The sequence below is a fragment of the Serratia sp. LACPHL-BACT-2024-00286 genome, from assembly GCF_043109535.1.
Classification (GTDB): Bacteria; Pseudomonadota; Gammaproteobacteria; order Enterobacterales; family Enterobacteriaceae; genus Serratia; species Serratia sarumanii.
In genome coordinates this window covers 509,367-535,073 of sequence record NZ_JBICNA010000002.1, presented here as the reverse complement: position 1 = coordinate 535,073, position 25,707 = coordinate 509,367, and the positions used below count along the sequence as shown (strand labels likewise).

The window sequence follows — 25,707 nt, the reverse complement described above, 5'->3', positions numbered from 1 at the left end:
CCATGACTGCAAATTACAAGCGCCTCGACAAGGACCAGGCCGCCGTATTGCTGGTGGATCATCAGGCAGGGCTGCTTTCGCTGGTGCGCGATATCGATCCCGATCGGTTTAAAAACAACGTGCTGGCGCTGGGTGATTTAGCGAAGTACTTCAATCTGCCGACCATTCTGACCACCAGTTTCGAAAACGGCCCCAACGGCCCGCTGGTACCGGAATTGAAGGCCCAATTCCCCGATGCTCCGTTCATTCCCCGCCCCGGCCAAATCAACGCTTGGGACAACGACGACTTCGTCAAGGCGGTAAAAGCCAGATCATCGCCGGCGTGGTGACCGAAGTGTGCGTGGCATTCCCGGCGCTGTCTGCGCTCAATGAAGGCTTTGAGGTCTTTGTGGTGACCGACGCCTCCGGCACCTTCAATGAGCTGACGCGTCAGTCGGCCTGGAGCCGCATGGAAGCCGCCGGCGCGCAGTTGATGACCTGGTTCGGCGTCGCCTGCGAACTGCACCGCGACTGGCGCAACGACATCGAAGGCCTGGGCACGCTGTTCTCCAACCATATCCCGGACTACCGCAATCTGATGACCAGCTATAACACGCTGACGAACGGTAAGTAACGCGCGCGATAGATGGGCAGTATTCCCTGCCCATCATTTGTCGCTGGATTCTGTATAAGTACCAATAATGGTTCACTCGCTATAAATTCCCATCTGTTAATACTTATCTCTTTTTTATTGTGATCGGCTGTAGGTCTTCGTGTTCCTATTTTGATTAAGGCTATTTGTTCTGCTATATAACTAATAATTAATGCTAATTCTATTAAATATTGACGGGGTTCTATTTAAGAACACCGCTTTGTTGCAAGAAAAGCACTTTTGAACGTGTGATTTAAGACTACAGCGATTTAACACAGCAGAGGGATGGTTGATGAATGCATTCAGAGATAAGCTTAAGGCCCATGTTCTTCATGTGGCCTCTGTTGGCCAGCATTGCAATACTGAGGAAACGACTAAGCAGGCATTAATTTTGCCGTTATTAGAAACCTTAGGCTTTCATCCGTATGACCCCACTAAGGTGAAGGCAGAGTATGGTGCTGATTTTCCAGGTGTTAAAGTGGGTGAGCGCGTTGATTACGCCCTTTTTTGCCATGCGGTTCCCGTCATGTTCATCGAGGCGAAGTCTTTCAATCAAAATCTGTCAAACCATAGTCCCCAGCTATCTCGCTATTTTAATGCGACACCAGAGGTCACGGTTTCTGCAATAACTAATGGAAAAGAATGGCGATTTTTCACCGATCTGAAAGATAAGAACATCATGGATGATTCGCCATTCCTGAAAATAGATTTTAATAATCTAAACGATTCTGATATTGATCAGCTTTATAGATTTAGACACGACCAATTTCAGCCTGAAGCGCTGCGAACGTTAGCTGAAGAAAGTATCTATCTGACTTCATTTACAAAAACTATCAGCGCCAGCCTTCGAGACGTTGATTCAGATTTTGTTCGTTATGTGGCAAGTCGCTCTAACGTTCAGCGTCAGCTAAACCAACGTTTTTTGGACACAATAACGCCATTGGTTCGTTTGGCTGTTGAAAAAGCAGTGAGTGCGATGGTCGTTTCTGGTCTGTCAGTGACGTCGGAAAGTGTTGTAACGTCTGAGTCACCAGATGAAGGTGAAACGCAAAACAGACCCGACCCGCTCGCCCCGATCGTTGACCCCGAGAATAGTAAAATAGTGACGACCTTTGCAGAAAGGTGCCTGTTTGACAATGTGGCGATGATCTTGGGCACTGAGGCAGAGCTGGTTGCGAAAGATACCGAAAGCTATTACAGCATCCTCTTTCAAGGGAAGACGACGCGTTGGATTCTGCGTTATTTCGACAATAAGCAACGCCCAACCATTTTGCTTCCGCTTGAGATAGACGATGCCAGGCAGGCTGAGATAACTCGCGCCGGCCTGGAGTTGGCAGCAGGGGGGCATATCATTATCGACCGCCCGGAAAATATTTTGCGGCTAACGGGGTTGATCGTTGATTCTTACCAATATTGTATTAATGACGAAAACTTTAGGCAGAAGAGAAAAGATAAGCAGGAAAGCTAGCCTGTATCCCCATTAAGTGGTTGATTGGAAAATTAAAGCCTTCCACACAGGGTTGTATGCGCCGTGTGGAAGGATGGAAAAATCGGAGTGCTTCCAAATCTTCTATTTTCATTAAGTTAGACGCGGGATGTAAGCAAAACGTAGCGGGGCGAAAAGGTAGCGAAAAGCGGCTTTCTCATTAGCCGGGAGCGGGGTAGCGTAATCCCGAACCCGGCAAATGAGGCTAATTCAATGAAACAAGCAATCAAGATCCTGGCGCTGCCCTGCATGGGCATGGCGCTGTTGTTCAGCGCGAGCGCGATATCTGCCCCCGAGGCGCCTGCGGCCAAAGCGGTGCCGCCCGCGGCGGATGAGCCGATGCGCATGCCGCCTTTCCCGGGCGGCCACCCGCCCAAGCCGGGGTTCTGCCACGGCGGCGAACTGTTCTGCGCCACCTCGGTCAGCGACAATCCGGTGGAAACCATCAATAAACTGACGGCGGTGATCCCGGCGGGCAGCGCCAAACATTACGAGGTGCGCGTCGCGGTGGTCGCCGTGCCGGACGCCCCGCCTGCGCGTTAACGGGCCGTCATCCCGCTCTGGTTCGCACGCTCAAGGCGCGTTAGGCTAAGGCGTGCGTTTAACGGGAGGCGGAATGACCCCTTTATCACCATTGCCCTATCTCCAGCCCGGCGATCGCGCGCTGTTGTTCGACGGCGAATGCAATCTGTGTCACGGGCTGGTGAGGTATCTTATTCGCGCCGATCGGCAGCGGTGCATTCTGTTGGCGACGGTGCAATCCGTCGAAGGGCAGGCGATCCTGCAGGCGTTGGGGCTGCCGACCGATCGTTTCGATTCCGTGGCCTATGTTGAGCAGGGGTGCTATTGGCTGCGTTCGGCTGCGCTGTTCCAGGCGCTGCGCCAATTGGGGGGGCCGTACCGCGTGCTGGCGCTGGCGCGTTACCTGCCGCCGCGGCTGGCGGACAAGGTCTACGACGCGGTCGCCGGCAATCGCTACCGGCTGTTTGGCCGCAACGACGGCACCGGCCTGCCGGGCGCCGATCAGCCCGGGCGCTATCTGCCCCGGCGGCGGGAACCGCCGGCCTGAGCTTTACGCTTCTTTACCATCCAACTGCTTGAAATATCAACATTCCAGCCCCATATAATGGAACGTTCAGCCAACAAGGAGCGCGTATGGGAATCAGTGAAGAAGAACACATCCGCCGTTTGACCCAGGAGAAGAGCGACATGGGCAATACGGCGAAGTGGGTGGCGATCGTTTCCGCCGTGTACTTTGCCTTGATGGTGTTTTACGGCCACCCGATCGGCGTGTTGGCGATGTCGGGCGCGGTGTTCATCGTCTCTACCACCACCTGGCTGAAAAAGCGTCAGAAGGTCAAATCTTACCGCATGGCGTTGGCTAAAATCAGCGACGATCAGCCCTGATAGTCGCCGCGCTTTAGCGTATACACCAGGCTCGGCGCCGCGCCGGGCACGTCATCCAGCGTATCCACACGCTGCATGCCGATCTTTTCCAGCACCCGCCACGAAGCCTGATTCTCCGCGCGCACAATGGCGGAAATCTCACCCAGACCCAGCCCGACAAACCCGTATTGCAGTGAAGCCCGCGCCATCTCGGTGGCCAGCCCCATGCCCCAGACGCGGGTGTCGAAGCGATAGCCGAGGTTCACGGTGCGCTGCGCGCCGAGCGGTTTCCAAGACAACCCGCCAAACCCGATAACCCAATCCGGCCGTTCGCGCAGGGCGAGCGCCCAGGAGCCGTAGCCGTGTTGCCGCCAGCCGGTGAGCCGCTCCTGCAGCGCCGAAGCGGCCTGCGCTTCGCTGGTGAGCGGGCCGGCGGGGTTGAAAAGCTGGGTTTGCGGATCGCCAAAGATGGCGTAGAAACGTTCGAGGTCCGCCATCACCGGCGGCCGCATCTGCAGGCGTTCGCTGAAGTACGGGGCTGAAGGATTAAAGCTCGGCATCGTTTCTCCCGGCCGGATAAATAAACAGCGTTCACTGTAGTCCAGATCGGCGAAACGGGAAATCCCCCCTCTGCGGGTGAGAGGGGGAGAGAGGCATTACAGGAAGGAATCGTCGTCGTCGTTGTAATCGTCGTCGGCGTAGTCCTGGTCGTCCTGGTAGTTGGCGTTCTGGAAGCCGTTGTCCTGATTCAGGAAGCTGCCGCCGTCGCCGCTGTTGAAGGTATCAAGGTTGTTGGAGGCGTCGAAATTGCGCATCGCGCTGTCGTCCAGCGGCGCCGGGGTTTCTTCGATAATGTTCACGATTTCCTGCGGCTGCGAATGGCGGAACATGCCGGTCAGCATGTCGGCCAATACCACGCCGCCGGCGACGCCCGCCGCCGTTTGCAAGGCGCCTCCCAGGAAGCCGCCGGCGCGTGAAGGCGCCGCCTGCTGCGGTTGGGCGTAGGCTGGCTGCTGTGGCTGCGCGTAGCCCCCCTGCTGCGCGTTGTTCCAGGCCGCCGTATTTTGCTGCTGCGCCTGATACTGTTCACGCGGGCTAGGCGTATTGCGGCTGCCGCCGCCGAACAGGCCGGCCAGGAAACCGCCGCTGCTCTGTTGGCCGTTGGCGGTTTGCTGCAGCTGCGCAACCTGGGTTTCCAGCTCTTTGACCCGCTGGTCCATCTGCTTGAGCGCCGCTTCCTGAATGATCATCGCCTGCGCCATGTAATAAGGGGCGGAAGGCTGCTCGCGAATATGCTGATTGATTTGCTGTTCTGCCTGGAGATCCCGTGGGCCCGTCTTGGTCTCGGCTTCTTTCAGGCGGCCAAACAGACCATCGATAAGGCGTTGTTCTTCGGATTGCATAGGCGTACCTCGGGAGATAAATAACGGTGCTGGATGATCGTTGTCATCGGTAACAATCACCCTAGCGCGTTTACATGAACCAATAAATAAATGACGGGTAAACCTGTCTATGAATTTGTTACCAATTACGGCAGCGGGATCAGCATCACCAGCTTCAGGCCGCCGTGCTCCGCCGGGTGGAAGGTGAGCTGGCGATAGCGCAGCGCGCCTTGCTGAGGGTGCTCGAACGCGCGCTCGCCGCCTTCGCGCGCCATCACGTCATGCTGTTTCCACCAGTGATTAAAGTCCGCGCTGTTGTGCGTCATGCTGCGCACGAAGGCGCGCATCTCTTCGGTGTTTTGATGGTGGCTGGTTTCGGCACGGAATTCGGCCACCACGCGGCGGGCACGTTCTTCCCAATCGCTGACCAGCGTTTTCGCCAGCGGGTGGAAGAACATGAAGTGCAGCAGGTTGGGGCTGTTGGCCACATCCAGCCAGCCGCTGAACAGCGCCGCCGCCTGCGGGTTCCAGGCGACGACGTTCCAGGTCACGTCCAGCAGGTAACAGGGCACCGTCATCTGGTGCACGCTTTGCAGCACCGCGTCGTTGGCGGTTTCGCGGTGAGTTTCCTGCTCGGGGTCGGCGACGCGCGCCAGGGTAAACAGGTAGTGGCGTTCGGCGGGGCCGAGCCGCAGCGCCTTGGCGATGCGCGCCAGCGTGAAGGGGGAAATGGACACCTCGCGCCCCTGTTCGATCCAGGTATACCAGGTGGCGCTGATGCCGCTGATTTGCGCCAGCTCTTCGCGCCGCAGGCCGCTGGTGCGGCGGCGTGAGGAACTGGGCAGGCCGAGCATTTCCGGCGTGATGCGTTCGCGGTGTGCGCGCAGAAACGCGCCGAGGGCCTTTGGCCCGGATAAGGCTTCTGATGACATAGCGTGGTACCTATTTATACCAGGATAACTGCTCATATTGTACCCGTATAGTAGCCTGATTATAGTAGCCGAAAGTCTTCAGGCACAGGCGCAAGCCGGATAATAACGGGAGCAAACATGAGCATCAGCAACAGCCATAAAAACGCGGTAGACCGGCAGTTCGGCGAGCAGGCCAACGCCTACTTAACCAGCGCGGTACACGCGCAGGGCAAGGATTTGCAGCGCCTTGCACAGTTACTGGAACCGCATGCCGGCGCGCGCTTGCTCGATCTGGGCTGCGGCGCCGGGCATGCCAGCTTCACGGCGGCGGCCAGGGTGGCACAGGTGGTGGCCTACGATCTGTCGGCGCAGATGCTGGCGGTGGTGGAGCAGGCGGCGGCGGAAAAAGGCCTGAACAACATTCAGCTGCAGCAGGGCGTGGCGGAGTCTTTGCCGTTTGAGGACGCCGGCTTCGATCTGGTCATCAGCCGCTATTCGGCGCACCACTGGCACGACGTCGGCCAGGCGCTGCGTGAGGTCAGGCGGGTACTCAAGCCGGGCGGCAGAGCGATCTTTATGGACGTGGTCTCGCCGGGGCATCCGCTGTTGGATATCTATCTGCAAACCGTGGAAGTGCTGCGCGACACCTCACACGTGCGCAACTATGCGCCGGGCGAGTGGCTGACGTTGCTGACCGAAGCCGGGCTGGTGGTGCGCGAGGTGACGTCGGATCGGTTGATGCTGGAGTTTGGCAGTTGGGTGGCGCGTATGCGCACGCCGGCGCATTTCGTTACCGCGATCCGCGCGCTGCAGCAAAGCGTGTCGCAGGAGGTGGCGGCGCATTTCGCCATTCAGCCGGACGGCACCTTTACCAGCGATATCATGATGTTTGAAGTGACGAAGGGCTGAAAGCAACGGGGCAGCCGATGAAGGCTGCCCCGCGAAACGCTATCGGCTGCGATGCGCTTATTTTTTATCTTCCAGCAGGCAGCGGTAGATAAGGCCGCCGATAATGCCGCCGACCAGCGGCACCAGCCAGAATACCCACAGCTGCTGCAGCGCCCAGGTGCCCTGGAAGATCGCTACGCCGGTGCTGCGCGCCGGGTTGACGGAGGTGTTGGTCACCGGGATGCTGATCAGGTGGATCAGGGTCAGCGTCAGGCCGATCGCCAGCGGGGCGAAGCCTGCCGGCGCGCGTTTGTCGGTCACGCCATGAATAACGATCAGGAAGAAGGCGGTCAGCACCAGCTCAATCACGATAGCTGATTGCAGAGAATAACCGCCCGGAGAGTGTTCGCCGTAACCGTTGGAGGCGAAACCGCCTGCGGTGGCGTCGAAACCGGCTTTGCCGCTGGCGATCAAATACAGTACCGCCGCTGCGGCGATACCGCCGATCACCTGTGCGATCACGTAAGGGATCACGTCTTTCGCCGCGAAACGGCCGCCGGCGAATAAGCCGACGGTGATCGCCGGGTTAAAGTGCCCGCCGGAAATATGGCCGACGGCATAGGCCATCGTCACCACGGTCAGACCGAAAGCGAGCGCGACGCCGAGGAAACCAATACCCAGCTGTGGGAATGCCGCTGCTAATACTGCGCTACCACAACCACCAAACACCAACCAAAATGTGCCAAAAAATTCGGCAAAAAGTCGCTTTGACATAGATTCCATCCTGCGGAATTGACTAACGGGCGTTAGCACTAAAAACTATAGAACAGCTTTTTCAGTTCATGCAGATATTCTATAGAATTTTCTTAATGCACCTTGAATAACGGCGGTATTAAATCCTCGGCATTTTATTTTGTCTATGAGAAAAACGCCGTTTTTTCCCGTGCCGGCGCGCGTTTGCCGATTTTTTTATCTTTGCCATAAGAATTTACCCTAAGCGAAATGGCACGCTATTTTCGGGCGATTTTTTCCAGCGGTTTTCCCCATTCAATACGCTCAGGTTAATTGCTAATTTCTATTTGCCAGCCAACCTTATTACCGATTGTGCATTTGACGAATGGCCTGTTGTCATCTAAGTGTCATGCTAAATTAATATCTTCTTCTGCCTGATAACGCTTCATTCAACCTCGGGTAAAAACCATGAAAATAAAATCGCTCTCCCTGCTGTTGGCTTCACTGTTTCCTGTATTCACCTACGCTGCCGACATTGAGGTGGCGCGTTATGTGGTCGGCTTTCCCGGCGGGGAACGCGTCGCGTATCAGGGGGCGTTCGCCAAGAATTTCCCGCAGGGGCTGCCGGTGGGGATCGGCTCAGGGCTGACGTTCAACAGCAAGCAGGGCGACGATCTGGTGCTGACGACGCTGACCGATCGCGGCCCGAATGCCGATGCCCCTGCGGTGGGCAAGCAAGAAGCCAAGATTTTCGCCAATCCGCAATTCGTGCCCCTGTTGATGGACATTCGTATTGGCGGCGGCAAGGCCGTGGCCGAGAATGCGCGGCCCTTGCATGACGAAAAAGGGCCGATCAGCGGGCTGCCGCTGCCGGGCGAGCTGATTGGTTCCACGAACGAAGTGGCGTTGAATGACGCGCTGCAACCGCTGTCCGGCGATCGCCGCGGGTTGGATACCGAAGGCATCATCGGTGACGGCAACGGCGGCTATTGGCTGTGTGACGAGTACGGCCCGTTTCTGATCCATATCGACGGCAAAGGCAAAATTCTCGCCAAATATGGCCCAACGCCGCAGGCCGGCGAGCAGGCGGTGGCGAGTGGGTTGCCGAACATCCTGAAGTGGCGCCAGCCCAACCGCGGTTTTGAGGGGCTGACCCGAATGCCGGATGGGCGCATTCTGGCGGCGGTGCAGAGCACGCTGGATGTCGAGGGTAAAAGCAAAAACAAGGCGCAGTTTATCCGGCTGGTGAGCTTCGATCCGCGCAGTGGCAAAACCGCCATGTACGGCTATCCCATCGATATCGACAGCTATAAAAAAGCCAAAGACGCCAAGATTGGCGATGTGGTGGCGTTGGACAACCAGCGCGTCCTGTTGATTGAACAGGGAAGCGATAAAGATAAGACGATGATCAACAAGATCTATCTGGTGGATCTCGCGCAGGCCAGCGATCTGAGCGCGTTTGACGACCAGGGGAAAGCGCTGGAGTTCGACGATGCGAAAGAGCTCGCCAAACGCGGCGTGAAGCTGGCGCAGAAACGGGAAGTGGCGGATCTGCGCCAGTTGGGCTGGCGCCAGGAGAAAGCCGAAGGGTTGGCGCTGATCGACGATCGCACGCTGGCGGTGATCAACGACAACGATTTCGGCTTGCAGGCCAAGCTGGTGGATGCGTCGCCAAAGAGCAAGAAAATCGGCGACTACCAGTTGGAGAAAGAAGGGCGGCTGAGCCTCGACGGCGACAAGACCGACGCCCGCATCGAATTGCGCCCGCTGGAGCAGCCGGAGTCGCTGAGCGAGCTCTGGGTGCTCACCTTGCCGCACCCCTTGAAGTGACCGATATCGGGGGCGATAGCGCCCCCTTTTGCTTCAGGCTTTCGCGTGCCGCTGCGGCGTTCTGCCGCGCGAGATGCTCTCCCACATCGCCAAAATCAGCGTAGCTCAGCGCGCCTCGGCGGGGAAAAAATCTTAAATAGCGGCGGCGCGCGTTCTTTCTTTCGTCCTGTCTTTAATTGTTCATCAAATAGGGGTAAGGTGAAGCCTGTAAAGTCATTCCTGCCTGAAAATACATACTCGCTCTCACTTCCTCCTTATTCTCCTCACAATGATTGATGTTCTTTACGTTGCGTGACGTCCGTTTTCATTGGCTAGCGGATAATTAACATCACTGACAACGAGCTAATAAACAAGAACACCTGGAGTCAATCATGAAACTTATCCCAAGCATCGCAGCCGTATTGATCGCCGCCGCTTCCTTCTCCACTTTCGCCGCGCCGCTGTCGTCGGTGAAACAGGTCAACAGCGAGCAGGCCGCCAATCTGCAAAGCGTCGGCGTAGTGTCGGTTTCCGGCATTAGCGGCTCACCGCATGACGCCATCACCGCCCTGAAAGAAAAAGCCGCGGCGGGTGGCGCCAGCCATTACCGCATTATCGGTCTGGATACCCCCGGGGATTCCAGCAACTGGCGCGGCAATGCGGAAATTTATCGCTAAGCGTTGGTTTTTTTCACCCTCTGGCCGCGGCAGTGCGGTCAATAAAATAAACGGTCGTAATAATTATCTGAACAGCCGGGGCATAGCGGCTTATTTTCAGGTCATTATTACGACCGTTTTTCTTTTTCCACCGCGGCTGAGGTTGCACTTTTTTACAACTGTGTCCGCCGCTTTCGGAATCATGTTAATGATTACTTAAGAAATTCGGCTCACATTGAGGGCTTAACCCAAGGAGGCCTCAATGTTAAATGCGACCCGGCTGCAACTGATGAATCACTTCGCTTACCTGCAGCAATTTATGGCTTCGCCGCGCACCGTCGGCACGCTGGCGCCTTCTTCTCCGTGGCTGTGCCAGGCGATGTTGAATCAGATTGAATGGATCCGGGCGTTGTCGATCGCGGAGCTGGGCGCGGCGGACGGCGTACTGACCAAACGCATTCTGGGGCGGATGCGCGCCGATGCGGCGCTGGAGGCTTTCGAGATCCAACCCCATTTCGTGCATCGGCTGCGCGGAATAGACGATCGGCGGCTGCAGGTGATGGCCCATTCGGCAACCCGGATGGCCACGGATTACGACGTGGTGTTTTCCTGCCTGCCGTTGCTGTCGATCCCGGTCAGGATCAGCGTGCGCATTCTTCAGCAGGCCCGGCAGCGGCTGCTGGCGCGCAACGGCACGCTGGTGCTGTTCCAGTACAGTCACCTGTCGGAAAAATTGCTGTCGCGCTATTTTCACTGGAAGCGCCTGCGGGTGGTGCGCAACTTCCCGCCGGCGCTGGTGTATGTCTGTACGCCGCGTTAGCTACAGCGTTTTCTCCATCACCACCACGTCTTCGTCATACTGCCGCCGGCGTTCCAGAGGCTGCCAACCCCAGCCGGCGTACAGCGCTTCCGATTTATCGGTGATGAGATGCAAGACCGAGTGATGGCGCTGCCGCGCCGCCTCGACGATGGCCATTTCCAGACGGTGGGCGATGCCCTTGCGGCGGTGATCGGGATGCACGAAAACGCCGGCCAGCCACGGGGTGAGATCCTGGCGCTGATGATCGTCGCTGGGCCACAGGCTGGCCATGCCCACCGGGCGATCGCCGTCGATCATCATCAATGTCAGGTGATCGTCGCTCGGCCGGCTGCATTGGGCGAAGCGCAGCTGGGTGCGCTCCAGCGTTCCGCCGCGCTGTGAGCCCCACTGGCCGAAGGCCCAGGCGGCGCACACATCGGCAAACTGCGGGCACTCCGACAGCGGAATGATGCGTTGAGTCATGGTGATCTCCCGGTTTTTTGCTGTTTCTCCGTTCTATTTAACCGACTTTTCCGCCATTTTTTTAACTTTTTAAAGCCGCTCTTTCAGCGGTTTCGCGGTGTTTCGGCGCGCGCCCGGCGCCGTTTCCCGGATTTCTTTTGGCAATTGCGGCGCAGGATTGCAAGTGCTAATGAGAGTGATTATCATGCGCACACTATTCCCCGTGTCGGTTCAATCATGCGCAATTCCCTCATTTTACTGCTGCTTTCCCTGTGCTTTGGCGTGTTTTCCGCTCAGGCGAAGACGGTGACCGATATCACAGGCCGCCAGGTCGTGGTGCCGGACAACCCGCAGCGCATCGTGGTGGGGGAGAGCCGCATGCTGTATACGCTGGCGCTGCTGGAGCCGGGCAACCCGGCGCAGCGCATCGTCGGCTGGCCGGCGGATCTGGCGCGGTTCGACGCGCAAAGCTGGCAGCTCTATACGCAGAAGTTCCCGCAGATCGCCGCGATCCCCATTATCAGCGGCAATAATTTCCGCCAGGTCAACATCGAAAGCCTGCTGCAGCTGAAGCCGGATCTGGTGATCCTGGCGCGCTACGCGCGTGAAGACGGCGACAACGATCTGCTGGTTTCCGCGCTGAACAAGGCCGGCGTGGCGGTGATCTACGTCGATCTGCGCATCGATTTGCTGAATAACACCGTGCCGAGCGTGCGGCTGCTGGGCGAAGTGCTCAATCGCCGGCAGCGCGCCGAGCAGTTCATCGCGTTTTATCAGCAGCATATGGTGGTGATCCGGCAACGGCTGGCGGGCTATCAGGGGCCGAAGCCCAAAGTGGTGCTGCACCTGCATCTGGGGCGGCGCGACACCTGCTGCACTACCGCCGCGCACGGCAATCTCGGCGATCTGCTGACCTTCGCCGGCGGCGACAACATCGCCAACGCCAGCGTCAAAGGGGTGTATGGCGAGCTGAACCCGGAAACCATTCTGAGCGCCAATCCCGACGTTTACCTCGCCACCGGCATGGCCGGCCCGCAGGGCAAACGGCTGTCCGATCTGCGCCTCGGGCCGCAGGTCAGCCAACAGGACGCCGCCGACAGCTTCCGCCGGCTGATCGCCAAACAGCCAATGCTGGCCAGCCTGCAGGCGGTGAAAAACCATCGCGCCTGGAGCGTCTGGCACAATTTTTACCTCAGCCCGTACCACGTGGTGCTGGTCGAGATGTTCGCCAAAGCGTTTTACCCGGATCTGTTCGCCGACATTAACCCGCAGCAGACCTTCCAACAGCTGTATCAGCAGTTTTTGCCGTTACCTTTTTCAGGGACCTATTGGAGTCAGTTAGATAATGAATAACAACAAGCGCGGCTGGTGGTGCGCGTTGCCTTTGGCGGCCTGCGCGACATCGCCGACGTGGGCGGCGGAAAAAGCCGCATCGAAAGAAGAAAGCCTGGTGGTGATTGGCCGCAAAGACGCCGACGGCGTGCAGAGCTATCAGCCGTTGACCAGCGTCACCGGCACCCGCAGCGAAACCAGCCTGCTGAACGTGCCGCAGGCGATCGACGTGGTGCCGCAGCAGGTGATTACCGATCAGGCGGTCAGCAGCCTGGACGAAGCGCTGTACAACGTCAGCGGCATTACCCAGGCCAATACGCTGGGCGGCACCCAGGACGCGGTCATGAAACGCGGCTTCGGCGACAACCGCGACGGCTCGATTCTGCGCGACGGCGTGCGCTCGGTGCAGGCGCGCAATTTCACGCCGACCACCGAGCGGGTGGAGGTGCTCAAGGGGCCGGCCTCGATGCTGTACGGCATGGGCGAGCCGGGCGGGATGATCAACATGATCACCAAAAAGCCCCAGCTGCAGCAGCATACCCACGTGGAAGGCTGGGGCAGCAGCTTCAACGGCGGCGGCGGCCAGCTTGACGTTACCGGGCCGCTCGGCACGTCGGGGTTCGCCTATCGCATGATCGTCGATCACGATGAAACCGATTACTGGCGCAACTTTGGCCGCAATCGCCAGACGGTGATCGCGCCGTCGTTGATGTGGTACGGCGAGAACACCACCGTACGCTTGGCCTATGAACATATGGAATATCTGGTGCCGTTCGATCGCGGCACCATTATCGATTCGCGCACCGGCAAACCGGTGAATACGCCGCGCGATCGCCGTTTCGACGAAGCCTATAACGCTACCCGCGGCGATCAGGACAGCGTTACCCTGCAGATCGATCAAACGCTCAACGAGCGCTGGAAAAGCTCACTGACCTACGCCTACAGCCGCAACAGCTACAGCGACAACCAGGCGCGCGCCACGGCGCTGAACCCGGAGAGCGGCGTGTTGAGCCGCCAGGCCGACGCGACCGCCAACGCCGTCAGCCACGCCAACGCGGTGCAGTTGACGCTCAATGGCGACGTGGACTGGGGCAGCATCAACCACCAGATGCTGTTCGGCTTCGATTTTGAAGATAACCGTACCTACCGCGGCGACATGATCCGCGGTAAAAAGAACAGCGATTTCAATATCTATCATCCGGTATACGGCCTGATGCCGCCGTCGACCGCGGTCAGCGCCAAAGACAGCGACCAGCGGGAAAACCTCACCAGCTACGGCTGGTTTATGCAGGATTCCATCCAGCTGACCGATAAATGGCTGGTGATGGGCGGGCTGCGTTACGACGCTTTCGACGTCTATGCCGGCAAGGGGCGGCCGTTCCAGACCAATACCGACAGCTCGGACAGCAAGCTGGTGCCGCGCGCCGGGGTGGTCTACAAGCTGACGCCTTATGTGTCGCTGTACAGCAGCTATACCGAGTCGTTCAAGCCGAACTCTTCCATCGCCACCCAAATTGGTTCGCTGCCGCCGGAGCAGGGCAAGTCGTGGGAAGTCGGCGGCAAGCTGGCGCTGCCGAACGGCGTTACCGGCACGCTGGCGCTGTTTGACATCACCAAGCGCAACGTGATGGTCAGTGAGCTGGTGGAGGGCGAAACCGTGACGCGCACCGCCGGGCGCGTGCGTTCGCAGGGCGTGGAGCTGGACGTGGCCGGTAATCTCACCGACTCGCTGAGCCTGATCGGTTCCTATGCGTATACCGACGCGCGGGTGGTGGACGATCCGGACAACAAGGGGAAAGAGATGACCAACGTGGCGCGCCACACCGCCTCGCTGTTCCTGACCCAGAATCTGGGCAGCCCGGGCCTGTACAGCGGCGATGAGGTGCGCATCGGCGCCGGCGCGCGTTACGTGGGCCGCCGCCCGGGTGACGCCGCCAACAGCTTCTACCTAGATAATTACGCCGTTGCCGATGCGTTCGCCGCTTATACCATGCCGATCAACGGCTATCGGGTGAAATGGCAGCTGAACGTGAAGAACCTGTTCGATAAAACCTACTACCCGTCCAGCGGTGGCAACCTGCGCGTGGCGGTGGGGGAACCGCGTGAGGTGGTGCTGCGCGGCAGTGTCGATTTCTAAGCCACGGGCGGTGAAATTTGCTTAAATAACCGCCCCAACGTTAAGGAGAACCCATGAGCCTGCAGATTCGTTTGGCGCAGCAGCGGGATATCGTGCACTTGATGGCGGTTGAACGTTCGGCGGCGCAGCTGTTTCGCCAGCAGCCGGAATGGCGCTTTATCGCCGAAGGCGAGGTGATGGCCCCGCAGCAGCATGCCGCATTTATCGCCGAGCGCCGTGAATGGCTGGCGGAAAGCGACAACGGCGAGTGCGCCGGTTTTATTGCCGTGCAGGCTCAGGGGGAAGATTGGCACATCGCCGAATTGTCGGTCGCCGGCACCTGGCAGCGGCAGGGCGTCGGCCGTCGCCTGATCGGCGCGGTGGCGCAAGAGGCCAAACGGCACGGTGCGGGCCGCCTGACGCTCACCACTTTCATTGAGGTGCCGTGGAATGCGCCTTACTACCGGCGGCTGGGATTCCGGCCGCTCGACGACGCGCGGCTCACGGCTGCTCTGCGGCGGCACCTGGATGAGGATCTGGCGCACGGCTTTGCCGCAGGCAGTCGCTGTGCCATGGAATTTACACTATCGTAAATATTGAAATACAGAGCGGGCAGGGTATGATGCTGCCACCACGCCATCGCACCCGCTCGGTATTTTGGTATGCAATGCACTCAAGTCACCGCATAAGGGACAACCCGTAATGACACAAACCCTGTTCATGATAGGCGCTCGCGGAGCCGGCAAGACCACGGTAGGCAGCGCATTGGCGTTGGCGTTGGGCTATCAGTTCGTCGATACCGATCTGTTTATGCAGCAGGCGGCGCAGATGAGCGTGGCGGAAATGGTCGAGCGCGAGGGCTGGCTGGGGTTCCGCCGCCGCGAGACCATCGCGTTGCAAACCGTGACCAAGCCGTCAACTATAGTTGCCACCGGCGGTGGGGCGATCCTGGCGGAGGAGAACCGTCAGTTTATGCGCCAGCATGGCACCGTTATCTACCTGCGCGCGCCGGCCAGCGTGTTGGCGCAGCGGTTGGAAGAGTACCCGGAAGATGCGCAGCGCCCGACGCTCACCGGCAGGCCGATCGCCGAGGAGATGCTCGAGGTGCTGGCGGCGCGCGAAGCGCTGTATCAGGACGCCGCGCATTACGTGATAGACGGCGCCGCCGATCCGCAGCGGGTGGTGGAACAAATCCTCGCGGTGCTGCCGCGTGAGACGGTGAAGTAACCCTTTCTTCTCTTCGGGCGCCGGGCGCCCGTTTTCCTATTCCGTTTGCCGAGCCGGCGCAAAGTACGTCCCGGGCGTGACGCCGAAGCGGCGACGAAAGGCGGCGATATAGGCGCTGACGTTGTCATAGCCACAGGCGTCGGCCACCTCGCCGACCGCTTTGCCGCGTGATAATCCCTCCAGTGAACGCAATACCCGCGCCTGCTGGCGCCACAACGCGAAGCTGATGCCGGTTTCCTGCAGAAAGCGGCGGCTCAGGGTGCGCGGGCTGAGCCCGGCCCAAATGGCCCAGTCGCGCTGGCTGCGCGGGCTGGCGGGATCGTTCAGCAGCGCCCGGGCGATGTTCAGCAACCGGGCGTCCTGCGGCAGCGGCAATTGTAACGGCGCGCGGCTTGCCGCGTGCATTTCGTCCAGCAGCACCTGCAGCAGCCGCCGTTGCGGCGCACTCAGCGGGCCGGCGGGGAACTGCGCGATGCGCTCCACCAGGGCCTGCAAAAGCGCAGAGGCCGTGAACAGCTGCGGCAGCGGCGGCATCTCCGGCACGCTTTCCACCGGCAGATACAGACTCCAGCCCGCCACGTCGCCGCAGGCCAGCGCCTGATGGGCGCATCCCGGCGGCAGCCAGCCCAGCGTACCGCCGGTGATCGCCCATTGCCGGCCCGGGAGCTCCATTGCCAGCATGCCGCGCGTCAAGAGATAGATCTGGCCGCCTTCGTGCCGGTGCCAGGGCGTCAGGTGCTTTTTTTCATGCTGAAGGCGTTGGCTGCGGATCTGCGTCATATTGGCCGTTTAACGTTATTGAAAGTCTTGATGTGGTTATTATGCCATCGCCTGGCCGGGATAGGATCGCCGTTCACCCTATTTCGGAGAAACCTGATGACTCAACTTACCCCACTGAACCTGGTGCTTGATACGCTGCAGCAGGTCGTCGCCAGCCCGGAGCACCGGCCAACGCAGCTCGCCGCCCGTTTCAGCGCAGACTACCGCCAGCAGGTGGATGGCAAGGTGCTGAACTTCGAGCAGTTTGAGCAACACATGGCGCTGCTGAAGCGGCAAACCCGGCGCATGACGCTGAGCGTGATCGCGGCGGCGGAGCGGGGCGAGGCGGTGCTGACCCACCATCTGGTCGAGGTGGAAAAGCGCGACGGCTCCTGCAGCCGCGTGCGGGTGCTGGCGCACTTCACCGTGCGTGAAGGCCGCATTTGCGCCTGCGACGAACTGACCGAGCTGCTGGCGGGCTCGCCCGGCGATCGCGATCTTGGCTCGCGCGTGTCGGAATGAGGGCGGCTGCTATACTTGCTACTGTGTGAAACACACGGGAGAACGGCATGCGCGAAAATGATCAACCTGCTTATCCACGGAGCGCCCGCGTCGTAGAGGTGTTTCGGGGCGATCCGAACCTGCATCTGCGCCGTTTTGAAGTGCGCACCGACGACATTGAGCCGAATACGCTGCTCAGTGAACATGAAACCGAGCAGGAAGCGCTCGACGCCAAGCATCGCTATGAGGACGAGGCGTTAGAGCTCTGACCTGCAGCCCAGCGGAAACCGGCGCCAGGCCGGTTTCCCGTTTATCCCCGCCTTAGCACATATTTCCCAGAACAATATTGATAATGATAATCATTTATGTGATTTTTATCGCCCCTATTGGGTGTTTCACTTCTGGGAAAAGAGATGTCCAATTCCGAGTTGCAGGCGCTGTTTCTGCGCCATATGCGGCCGCTGCAAGCCTATTTGAACGCCAAACTGCGCGACCCTCAGCTGGCTGCGGACTTGGCGCAGGAAAGTTTTACCCGCCTGACCGAGCAGTATCCGCAGGGTAATATTCTCGATATCGAGGCCTACCTGTACAAAACCGCCAAAAACCTGATGCTCGACCATCTGCGCCAGCAGCAGCGGCGGCAGACCGAAGCGGTCGAAGACGACGTTCTGGCGCAGTATCCCTCCGGTGAACCGGCGCTTGAACAACTGGCGATCGATAGTCAATTGCTGCAGCTGTTGCAACAGGCGCTGGCGGGGATGCCGCCGCGCACGCAGCAGATTTTCCGCCTTAACCGGCTCGATGGCCTGACCCAGGCGCAGGTGGCGGCGCAGCTGGGCGTGTCGCTCAGCACGGTGGAAAAACACCTGGCCAGCGCGCTCGAGCGGCTGATGGCGCGGATGGAAGAACAATAATGGCAATTTTTTTACGGGTTTATCCGCGCTCAGACGTCTTAACCTATAACCAGAAAAAACAGAGGTCTATGCCATTATGAAACCGCTAACCGCACAGGCGCGACAGCAGGCGGCCGCCTGGGCCGTGAGCCTGGCCGAAGGGGCGTTGCCGGCCGATCGGCGGCGAGCGCTGGACGCCTGGCTGGCCGCCGATCCGCAGCATCCGGCGGCGCTGCGTCAGGCTCGACTGCTGTGGACGACGCTGGGGCAACTGCCGCCAGAGCAGCGGCAGGCGTTACAACCGCAGGTGGCGGCGCTGAAAACGCCATCTCACCATCGATGGCCCCGCTGGGCGGTGGCGGCGGCGGTGGCGATCGCCGTTTCCTTCGGCGTTTATCGCGGGCCGGATCTGTGGATCGGCATGCAGGCGGATTATCAAACCGTTCGCGGCGAGGTGCGCGAAGTGGCATTGCCGGACGGCAGCCGGGTGGCGCTGGACAGCGGCAGCGCGATCGCACTGGCGTATTCCGCAGGCGAACGCAAGGTGCGGCTGCTGAGCGGCGCCGCCTATTTTATCGTCGCGCCGTTAGGTGGGGCGGAAAGCCGCCCATTCAGGGTGGAGGCGGAAAACGGCGTCACGCAGGCGCTGGGCACCGAGTTCAGCGTGGCGCGCACCGAACGGGGCGTGGACGTCAGCGTGCATCAGCACAGCGTGCGGGTGACGCTTGAGCGCGGCGAGCGCTCGCTGGTGGTCGCGCAACGCCAGGCGGCGCATTACCGCAACGGGCAGCTGCAGCTGACGCGGCAAACGGCCGGCGATGACGCCTGGCGGCGCGGCTGGCTGGTGATCGACCGCCAACCGCTGCCGCAGGCGCTCGCGCAGCTCAACCGCTATCGCGCGGCCCGCATCGTGGCGGTCAATCCCGCGCTAAGAGCGCGCACGGTGAGCGGCGTGTTTGCGCTCAATAAACTCGACGACGGCGTCGGCGCCATTCGTCAGGAACTCTCCGCCCGCCAACTGAATCTCCCTGGCATCACGCTGCTTTACTGAGCGGCGCAGGCGGGCCGGGATGCCCGTTTCGCCGCTATTTTCACTTTCTGTAAAAAATCTTTACGGGTTTTTGCCTCCCGGAACGTCCTTATGTTTAAACGAGATTGATTTCCATTATCACTTGGTTTGGCATTCTTTCGGGTGGAACACACACGCATGTTTATTCACAAGGGAACCACGCCGGCCGGCCGATTGGCCACGGCGGTACGCGCCGCGCTGGCGGCGATGATGCTGACTCAGCCGGCTGTGGCGCTCGCTGCCCAGGCTGAGGCGAACGGCGCGCAGGCTGCACAGCAAAAGCATTTCAACGTTGCGGCACAGCCGCTGCAGAGCGCCATGTTGCGCTTCGCCGAGCAGGCCGGCATGCAGGTATTTTTCGACGAGGTGAAGCTCGACGGCATGCAGGCGGCGGCGCTGAACGGCAGCATGAGCGTTGAACAGGGCCTGCGGCGCTTGATCGGCGGCAATCCGGTGGCTTTCCGCCTGCAGCCGCAGGGGCAGATCGTATTGAGCCGGCTGCCGGCGGCGAACGGCGACGGCGGCGCGCTGGCGCTGGACAGCCTGACGGTGCTGGGCGCCGGCGGCATCAACGCTAACGATTGGGTTTACGACGAACCGCGCTCGGTCAGCGTCATCAGCCGCGAACAGATGGACAACCGCCCGGCGCGACATGCGGCCGATATTCTGGAGCAGACGACGGGGGCCTATTCCAGCGTCAGCCAGCAAGATCCGGCGCTATCGGTCAACATCCGCGGCATACAAGACTACGGCCGGGTGAACATGAACATCGACGGCATGCGGCAGAATTTTCAAAAGAGCGGCCATGGCCAGCGTAACGGCACCATGTACATCGATTCCGAACTGCTGTCCGGCGTAACCATCGACAAGGGCACCACCGGCGGTATGGGCAGCGCCGGCACGCTCGGCGGCATCGCCACCTTCAATACCGTCAGCGCGAGCGATTTCCTGGCGCCGGGCAAAGAGCTGGGCGGCAAGCTGCACGCCAGCACCGGCGATAACGGCACCCACTTCATCGGCAGCGGCATACTGGCATTGGGCAACGAAACCGGCGATATCCTGCTGGCCGCCAGCGAACGCCACCTCGGCGACTATTGGCCCGGCAACAAGGGCGACATCGGCAACATTCGCATCAATAACGACACCGGCAATTACGATCGCTACGCCGAGAGCATCAAGAACAACAAAATCCCCGACACTAATTACCGCATGCACTCGCGGCTGGCCAAGGTGGGCTGGAATCTGCCCGCCAACCAACGCCTGCAGCTGAGCTATCTGCAGACCCAGACCGCGTCGCCGATCGCCGGCACCTTGACCAACCTGGGCACCCGGCCGCCCTATGAGCTGGGCTGGAAGCGCACCGGTTACAGCGACGTGATGGCGCGCAACGCGGCGTTCGACTACAGCCTGGCACCGGAAGGCGTCGACTGGCTCGATTTTCAGGCCAAGCTGTATTACGTCGATACTCAGGACGACAGCGACACCTACAGCACCAGCTCGCTGCTGGACAACGGCTACGCGACGCGCACCCGCCTGCGCACCTATGGCGCGCAGGCGCAAAACACCTCGCGTTTCAGCCTGGCGCCGGGGCATGACTTCCGCGCCAACTACGGGCTGGAGTTCTATTACGACAAAGCGACCAGCGACTCTTCCCGTGAGGGTATGGAAGGGGTGACGCCGGCCGGCAACCGTTCGGTCGGCAGCCTGTTCGCCAACCTGACCTACGACTACGACGGCTGGCTGACGCTGGAGGGCGGGCTGCGTTACGACCGCTATCGCCTGCGCGGCCAGACCGGCCTGAGCTATCCGGATTTGGCCAAGGATGGGCAACGCTACACGATTGACAATCCTTGCAAAGCGTTGCGTCTGACCGGCTGTTCAACCACTACCCGCGAAGATTGGGACGTGGATCGCGATCAGGGCAAGCTGTCGCCGACGCTGGCGGTGGCGGTGCGCCCCGGCGTGGAGTGGCTTGAGCTGTATACCACCTACGGCAAATCCTGGCGGCCGCCGGCGATCACCGAAACGCTGACTAACGGCAGCGCACACAGTTCTTCCACGCAATACCCCAACCCGTTCCTGCAGCCCGAGCGCTCGCGCGCCTGGGAAGTCGGGTTCAACGTGCAGCAGCCGGATCTGTGGTTTGAGGGCGATCGGTTGGTGGCCAAGGTGGCCTACTTCGACACCAAAGTGGATAACTACATCAACTTGGCGATAGACCGCAATAAACCGGGGCTGGTGCAGCCGAGCATCGGCAATGCCGCTTACGTCAACAACCTGTCTAAAACCCGCTTCCGCGGGCTGGAGTACCAGCTCAACTATGACGCCGGGGTGTTCTACGCCGACCTGACCTACACCCACATGATCGGCAAAAACGAGTTCTGCTCGAACAAGGCCTGGTTGGGAGGGCGTCTGCGCTACGGCGACGGATCGCGCCGCGGCAACTTCTATGTTGAGCCGGATGCCGCTTCCAATGACTTCGTCACGTGTGACGGGGGGACGCAGTTCGGCTCCGCCGCCTACCTGCCGGGCGATCGCGGCTCGGTGACGCTGGGCGGCCGCGCCTTCGATCGCAAGCTGGACGCCGGGGTGACCGTGCGCTTTGCGCCGGGCTATCAGGACAGCTCGGTGCCATCCAACTATCCGTACCTGGCCGACTGGCCGAAGTACACCCTGTTCGATCTGTACGCCAGCTACAAGCTGACCGACAGCCTGACGCTGCGCGGCTCGGTGGAGAACCTGACCAACCGCGCCTACGTCGTCAGCTATGGGGAGACGCTGGCCAATACCCTGGGGCGCGGCCGCACCGTGCAGGGCGGGGTGGAATACCGTTTTTAAGCAGTAAAAGGGCGTTGCTCATCCTTGAGCACAAGGGCTGCCTCGCAAGGGGCGCCGTTCATCAATGGAGATAGAGAAATGGCATTTTCAGTTAACTATGACAGCAGCTTTGGCGGTTACAGCATTCATGACTATCTGGGCCAATGGGCTTCGACATTCGGTGATATCAACCATACCAACGGCAATGTCGTCGAAGGCTCAAACAGCGGTGGCTTCTACGGCGGCCGGTTGTCCGGTAGCCAATACGCCGTGACCAGTACGGACAACCATGTCACGTCGGTCGTGGCGGGTGGCAACCTGACCTACACGCTGTTCAATGAACCGGCGCATACCCTGTACGGCCAGCTGGATTCCCTGTCGTTCGGCGACGGTTTGAGCGGTGGCGATACATCACCGTACAGCATTCAGGTGCCTGACGTCAGCTTTGGCGGCCTGAACCTCAGCAGCCTGCAGGCGCAGGGCCACGATGGCGTGGTGCACCAGGTGGTGTACGGCCTGATGTCCGGCGATACCGGCGCGCTGGAAACTGCGCTGAACGGCATCCTCGACGACTACGGTCTGAGCGTCAACTCCACCTTCGATCAGGTGGCGGCGGCGACGGCGGTGGGCGTGCAGCACGCCGACAGCCCGGAACTGTTGGCGGCCTGATCGCGGCCGTTTGCCCGCCGGCGCCGCGCGCCCCGGCGGGCATTTTCTCGTTTTTAGCCGATGGAAAACGCCATGAAAAACGCCGTCAGGCGCGGAGAAGTGATGAGCGTGCTGGCCGCATACCGGCGCGGATTTTGGGGCATCGCGCTGTTTACCGCGGTGATCAACCTGCTGATGCTGGCACCGGCGCTGTACATGCTGCAGGTCTACGATCGCGTGTTGCCGTCGGGCAACCGCATGACGCTGGCGATGCTGACCCTGATGGTGGTCGGCCTTTACCTGTTTATGGGGCTGCTGGAGTGGGTGCGCAGCCAGGTGGTGATCCGCCTCGGCGCCCAGATGGATATGCGCCTGAATCAGCGGGTCTACGACGCCGCCTTCGAAACCAACCTGAAAACCGGCAACCCGCTGGCGGGGCAGGCGCTGAACGATCTGACCAACCTGCGCCAGTTCGCCACCGGCAATGCGCTGTTCGCCTTTTTCGATGCGCCCTGGTTCCCGGTTTATCTGCTGGTGGTTTTTCTGCTCCACCCCTGGCTTGGCGCGTTGGCCAGCGCCGGGGTGATCGTGCTGGTGCTGCTGGCCTGGCTCAACCAACGGGTGTCGCAGGCGCCGCTCGCGGAGGCCGGCCGGGTCGCGCTGAGCGCCACGCAGCAGGCCAACGGCAACCTGCGCAATGCGGAGGCCATCGCCGCCATGGGGATGCTGACCGACTTGCGCCTGCGCTGGCTGCGGCAGCATCAGCAGTTCCTGCTGTTGCAGAACCGCGCCAGCGAGAAAATCGCCGCCGTCACCGCCTGGTCGAAAACCGTGCGGCTGGCGCTGCAGTCGCTGATGTTGGGCTGCGGCGCGCTGCTGGCGGTCAACGGCGACATTACGCCGGGCATGATGATCGCCGGATCGATCCTGATCGGCAGGGTGCTGGGGCCGATCGATCAGCTGATCGGCGCCTGGAAGCAGTGGTCGTCGGCGCGCCAGTCCCTGCAGCGGCTGGAGGTGATGCTGGCCGCCAACCCGCCGCAGGCGGCGAGCCTGCCGCTGCCTGCGCCCAGCGGCACATTGGCCGTGAATCAGTTGACCGCCAGCGCGCCGGGCGGGAGCGCGCCGGTGTTGCACGGCGTTAGTTTTCGTCTGGAGGCCGGGGAGGTGCTGGGCGTCATTGGCGCGTCCGGCTCCGGCAAAACGCTGCTGATGCGCCAACTGGTCGGCGCGCTGACGCCGCTCAGCGGCGACGTGCGGCTGGATGGTGCGGATCTTCGGCAGTGGGACAAACAGCAACTGGGGCCGCATATCGGCTACTTGCCGCAGGATATCCAGCTGTTCGCCGGCACCCTGACGGAAAATATCGCCCGCTTTGGCCAGGTTGACGCCGAGAAGGTGGTGGCCGCCGCCGCGCTGGCCGGCGTGCACCAACTGATCCTGCATTTGCCCAAAGGGTATGAAACCGAGCTGGGCGAGGGCGGCAGCGGCCTGTCCGGCGGCCAGCGTCAGCGGGTGGCGCTGGCGCGCGCGCTGTATGGTTCTCCGGCGTTGGTGGTATTGGACGAACCGAACGCCAACCTCGATCGCGAAGGGGAAGAGGCGCTGCAGCGGGCGATCGAAGCGCTGAAAAAGCGCGGCACCACCATCGTGTTGGTGACCCACAAACCGGCGATCCTGGCGACGACCGACAGATTGCTGGTGCTGGCCGCCGGCCAGGTGCAGCACTTCGGCCCCAGCGACGCCATCCTGAAAAAACTGCCTGGTTTTACGCCCGCGGCCGTACCGGCCAACGCCGGCCGCAGCAGCGGCGGCGGTTTCAACGTCAACTACGCCAATTTTGCCAAAACGGCCAGCGGTGAACGAAAAGTATGAGCAATCAGAGTGTGATCCCCGGCGATATCGACGCGCTTTCCCGGCAGTTCGACGAAGGGCGCCACCTGCGGCTCGGTGGTTGGCTGGTGCTGTTGGGGTTTGGCGGTTTCCTGCTGTGGGGGCTGTTGGCGCCGTTGGATAAGGGCGTGCCGGTCTCCGGCAGCGTGGTGGTGGCCGGCAACCGCAAGGCGGTGCAGCACCCGAGCGGCGGCGTGGTGTCGCAAATTCAGGTGCATGAGGGCGACCGGGTCAGCGCCGGGCAGGTGCTGCTGCTGATGGATACCGTCGACAGCCGCACCCAGCGCGATGCGCTGCGCAGCCAGCAGTTGAGCAACGCCGCGCAGCGGGCGCGGCTGCAGGCCGAGCGCGACGGCCTGCAGGCGATCGCTTTCCCGGCATTGCTGCAGGCGCGGCGGGAGGAGCCGGAGGTGATGTCGTTGATGCTGTTGCAACAGCAGCTGTTCACCAGCCGCCGCGCGGCGTTGCAGAGCGAACTGGCGGCGATCGCGGAGAGCATTGCCGGATCGCAGGCGATGCTGGAAGGGATCCGGCAGTCTTACGCCAGCAAGCAGCGGCAAAAGGCCATGTTGCAGGAGCAACTGAGCGGCATGCGCAAGCTGGCGGCGCAAGGGTATGTGGCGCGCAACCGGCTGCTGGATCTGGAAGGGCAGTATGCGCAGATCGACGGCCAGGCGTCCGAAGACACCGGCAATATCGGCCGCCTGGGGCGCCAGATCCTGGAACTGAAGCTGCGGGCGATCCAGCGGCGGGAAGAGTATCAAAAAGAGGTCAGCAGCCAATTGGCCGAGGTGCGGATGAAGCTGGACGAGCTGGATAACCGCCTGGCCAAGGCGGAGGCCGATCTGGGCCATACGCAGGTGAAAGCGCCGGTGGCGGGCACGGTGGTGGGGCTGAGCGTATTCACCGAAGGCGGCGTGATCGGCGCCGGTCAGCAGCTGATGGAGATCGTGCCCAGCGATCGGGGGCTGCAGGTGGAGGCGCGTATCCCGGTCGAGCTGATCGACAAGGTGCAGGTGGGCTTGCCGGTCGAGCTGTTGTTCTCGGCGTTTAACCAAAGCACCACGCCGCGCGTCGAGGGCGAAGTGACGCTGGTCGGGGCCGATCGCCTGACCGACGAGAAAAGCGGTGCGCCCTATTACAGCGTGCGCGCCAAGGTCAGCGAAGCGGGTCTGCAGCGGTTGAACGGGTTGGAAATCCGCCCGGGGATGCCGGTCGAAGGGTTCATCCGCACCGGCGAGCGTTCGATGATGAACTACCTGTTCAAACCGCTGACCGATCGCCTTCATCTGGCGCTGACGGAAGAGTGA

General features: G+C 60.8%; 26 protein-coding genes and 1 pseudogene. 21 read left to right on the top strand and 6 right to left on the bottom strand.

Features of this window, described 5'->3' with window-relative positions; all coding sequences use genetic code 11:
- Positions 1-2 precede the first annotated feature (2 nt).
- The 5 genes and pseudogenes from ycaC (at position 3) to ACF8MC_RS09130 (ending at position 3,524) form a co-directional block, all read left to right on the top strand.
- Positions 3-613: pseudogene (gene ycaC / locus ACF8MC_RS09150) on the top strand (isochorismate family cysteine hydrolase YcaC).
- Positions 614-923: 310 nt separating this feature from the next.
- Positions 924-2,099, top strand: coding sequence for a type I restriction endonuclease (locus ACF8MC_RS09145; RefSeq protein ID WP_033647376.1), 1,176 nt, complete (start codon positions 924-926; stop codon positions 2,097-2,099).
- A gap of 231 nt (positions 2,100-2,330) precedes the next feature.
- Positions 2,331-2,660 carry a hypothetical protein gene (locus tag ACF8MC_RS09140; RefSeq protein WP_033647375.1) on the top strand — a complete coding sequence of 110 codons (330 nt, stop codon included), beginning with the start codon at positions 2,331-2,333 and terminating at the stop codon, positions 2,658-2,660.
- A gap of 73 nt (positions 2,661-2,733) precedes the next feature.
- Positions 2,734-3,186 carry a thiol-disulfide oxidoreductase DCC family protein gene (locus ACF8MC_RS09135; protein ID WP_060387334.1) on the top strand — a complete coding sequence of 151 codons (453 nt, stop codon included), beginning with the start codon at positions 2,734-2,736 and terminating at the stop codon, positions 3,184-3,186.
- Positions 3,187-3,272: 86 nt separating this feature from the next.
- Positions 3,273-3,524 (top strand): hypothetical protein, encoded by a 252-nt coding sequence (locus ACF8MC_RS09130; protein WP_033647371.1) that lies wholly within the window; start codon positions 3,273-3,275, stop codon positions 3,522-3,524.
- Here ACF8MC_RS09130 and ACF8MC_RS09125 read toward each other — a convergent pair.
- From ACF8MC_RS09125 to ACF8MC_RS09115, 3 genes are all read right to left on the bottom strand, one after another.
- Positions 3,515-4,063, bottom strand: coding sequence for a GNAT family N-acetyltransferase (locus ACF8MC_RS09125; protein ID WP_033647370.1), 549 nt, complete (start codon positions 4,061-4,063; stop codon positions 3,515-3,517). The genes ACF8MC_RS09130 and ACF8MC_RS09125 overlap by 10 nt on opposite strands.
- Before the next feature lie 96 nt (positions 4,064-4,159).
- On the bottom strand, positions 4,160-4,906 hold the full coding sequence (locus ACF8MC_RS09120; protein ID WP_048321305.1) for a DUF2076 domain-containing protein: 747 nt from the start codon (positions 4,904-4,906) through the stop codon (positions 4,160-4,162).
- A 125-nt stretch (positions 4,907-5,031) separates the two neighbouring features.
- Entirely contained in the window at positions 5,032-5,817 is a 786-nt protein-coding gene (locus tag ACF8MC_RS09115; RefSeq protein WP_033647368.1) for a helix-turn-helix transcriptional regulator, read from the bottom strand.
- Positions 5,818-5,934: 117 nt separating this feature from the next.
- On the opposite strand from ACF8MC_RS09115, the gene ACF8MC_RS09110 reads away from it, so the two are divergent.
- The gene (locus tag ACF8MC_RS09110; RefSeq protein ID WP_033647366.1) at positions 5,935-6,705 is read left to right on the top strand and encodes a class I SAM-dependent methyltransferase; all 771 of its coding nucleotides are present in this window, start codon (positions 5,935-5,937) and stop codon (positions 6,703-6,705) included.
- 57 nt (positions 6,706-6,762) lie between these two features.
- Here ACF8MC_RS09110 and aqpZ read toward each other — a convergent pair whose 3' ends face one another.
- Complete coding sequence (aqpZ, locus tag ACF8MC_RS09105) at positions 6,763-7,458, bottom strand: aquaporin Z (protein ID WP_025301712.1); 696 nt, start codon at positions 7,456-7,458, stop codon at positions 6,763-6,765.
- A 426-nt stretch (positions 7,459-7,884) separates the two neighbouring features.
- On the opposite strand from aqpZ, the gene ACF8MC_RS09100 reads away from it, so the two are divergent.
- The 3 genes from ACF8MC_RS09100 (at position 7,885) to ACF8MC_RS09090 (ending at position 10,701) form a co-directional block, all read left to right on the top strand.
- Positions 7,885-9,246 carry an esterase-like activity of phytase family protein gene (locus tag ACF8MC_RS09100; protein ID WP_164105063.1) on the top strand — a complete coding sequence of 454 codons (1,362 nt, stop codon included), beginning with the start codon at positions 7,885-7,887 and terminating at the stop codon, positions 9,244-9,246.
- Between the two features lie 371 nt (positions 9,247-9,617).
- Positions 9,618-9,902 carry a YdgH/BhsA/McbA-like domain containing protein gene (locus ACF8MC_RS09095; RefSeq protein ID WP_033637254.1) on the top strand — a complete coding sequence of 95 codons (285 nt, stop codon included), beginning with the start codon at positions 9,618-9,620 and terminating at the stop codon, positions 9,900-9,902.
- 241 nt (positions 9,903-10,143) lie between these two features.
- Entirely contained in the window at positions 10,144-10,701 is a 558-nt protein-coding gene (locus ACF8MC_RS09090) for a class I SAM-dependent methyltransferase (protein ID WP_164105062.1), read from the top strand.
- Here the strand turns inward: ACF8MC_RS09090 and ACF8MC_RS09085 are convergent, their stop codons facing one another.
- A complete protein-coding gene (locus ACF8MC_RS09085) occupies positions 10,702-11,163 on the bottom strand; it encodes a GNAT family N-acetyltransferase (protein WP_033647358.1) in 462 nt (153 codons plus the stop codon).
- A 216-nt stretch (positions 11,164-11,379) separates the two neighbouring features.
- Between ACF8MC_RS09085 and ACF8MC_RS09080 the strand changes: the two genes are divergently transcribed.
- From ACF8MC_RS09080 to aroL, 4 genes are all read left to right on the top strand, one after another.
- A complete protein-coding gene (locus tag ACF8MC_RS09080; protein WP_164105061.1) occupies positions 11,380-12,495 on the top strand; it encodes an ABC transporter substrate-binding protein in 1,116 nt (371 codons plus the stop codon).
- On the top strand, positions 12,488-14,611 hold the full coding sequence (locus ACF8MC_RS09075; protein ID WP_164105060.1) for a TonB-dependent siderophore receptor: 2,124 nt from the start codon (positions 12,488-12,490) through the stop codon (positions 14,609-14,611). The genes ACF8MC_RS09080 and ACF8MC_RS09075 overlap by 8 nt, the downstream gene beginning before the upstream one ends.
- A gap of 53 nt (positions 14,612-14,664) precedes the next feature.
- Positions 14,665-15,183 carry a GNAT family N-acetyltransferase gene (locus ACF8MC_RS09070; RefSeq protein ID WP_048321307.1) on the top strand — a complete coding sequence of 173 codons (519 nt, stop codon included), beginning with the start codon at positions 14,665-14,667 and terminating at the stop codon, positions 15,181-15,183.
- 109 nt (positions 15,184-15,292) lie between these two features.
- Entirely contained in the window at positions 15,293-15,817 is a 525-nt protein-coding gene (gene aroL, locus ACF8MC_RS09065) for a shikimate kinase AroL (protein ID WP_033637260.1), read from the top strand.
- A gap of 36 nt (positions 15,818-15,853) precedes the next feature.
- Here aroL and ACF8MC_RS09060 read toward each other — a convergent pair whose 3' ends face one another.
- Positions 15,854-16,597, bottom strand: a complete 744-nt coding sequence (locus ACF8MC_RS09060; RefSeq protein WP_164105059.1) for an AraC family transcriptional regulator — start codon at positions 16,595-16,597, stop codon at positions 15,854-15,856.
- Positions 16,598-16,693: 96 nt separating this feature from the next.
- Here ACF8MC_RS09060 and ACF8MC_RS09055 point away from each other — a divergent pair, with 96 nt between their 5' ends.
- The 8 genes from ACF8MC_RS09055 (at position 16,694) to ACF8MC_RS09020 (ending at position 25,707) form a co-directional block, all read left to right on the top strand.
- The gene (locus tag ACF8MC_RS09055; protein WP_039567012.1) at positions 16,694-17,098 is read left to right on the top strand and encodes a nuclear transport factor 2 family protein; all 405 of its coding nucleotides are present in this window, start codon (positions 16,694-16,696) and stop codon (positions 17,096-17,098) included.
- Positions 17,099-17,145: 47 nt separating this feature from the next.
- A complete protein-coding gene (locus ACF8MC_RS09050; RefSeq protein WP_004940491.1) occupies positions 17,146-17,346 on the top strand; it encodes a YaiA family protein in 201 nt (66 codons plus the stop codon).
- A 144-nt stretch (positions 17,347-17,490) separates the two neighbouring features.
- Entirely contained in the window at positions 17,491-17,991 is a 501-nt protein-coding gene (locus ACF8MC_RS09045; protein WP_164105058.1) for an RNA polymerase sigma factor, read from the top strand.
- Between the two features lie 76 nt (positions 17,992-18,067).
- Positions 18,068-19,021 carry a FecR domain-containing protein gene (locus tag ACF8MC_RS09040; protein WP_164105057.1) on the top strand — a complete coding sequence of 318 codons (954 nt, stop codon included), beginning with the start codon at positions 18,068-18,070 and terminating at the stop codon, positions 19,019-19,021.
- Between the two features lie 156 nt (positions 19,022-19,177).
- Entirely contained in the window at positions 19,178-21,877 is a 2,700-nt protein-coding gene (locus tag ACF8MC_RS09035) for a TonB-dependent receptor (protein WP_164105056.1), read from the top strand.
- A 78-nt stretch (positions 21,878-21,955) separates the two neighbouring features.
- On the top strand, positions 21,956-22,525 hold the full coding sequence (locus tag ACF8MC_RS09030; protein ID WP_033647344.1) for a heme acquisition protein HasA: 570 nt from the start codon (positions 21,956-21,958) through the stop codon (positions 22,523-22,525).
- A 72-nt stretch (positions 22,526-22,597) separates the two neighbouring features.
- Complete coding sequence (locus ACF8MC_RS09025) at positions 22,598-24,379, top strand: type I secretion system permease/ATPase (protein WP_033637266.1); 1,782 nt, start codon at positions 22,598-22,600, stop codon at positions 24,377-24,379.
- Positions 24,376-25,707, top strand: coding sequence for an HlyD family type I secretion periplasmic adaptor subunit (locus tag ACF8MC_RS09020; RefSeq protein WP_033647342.1), 1,332 nt, complete (start codon positions 24,376-24,378; stop codon positions 25,705-25,707). Before ACF8MC_RS09025 ends, ACF8MC_RS09020 begins: the two co-directional genes overlap by 4 nt.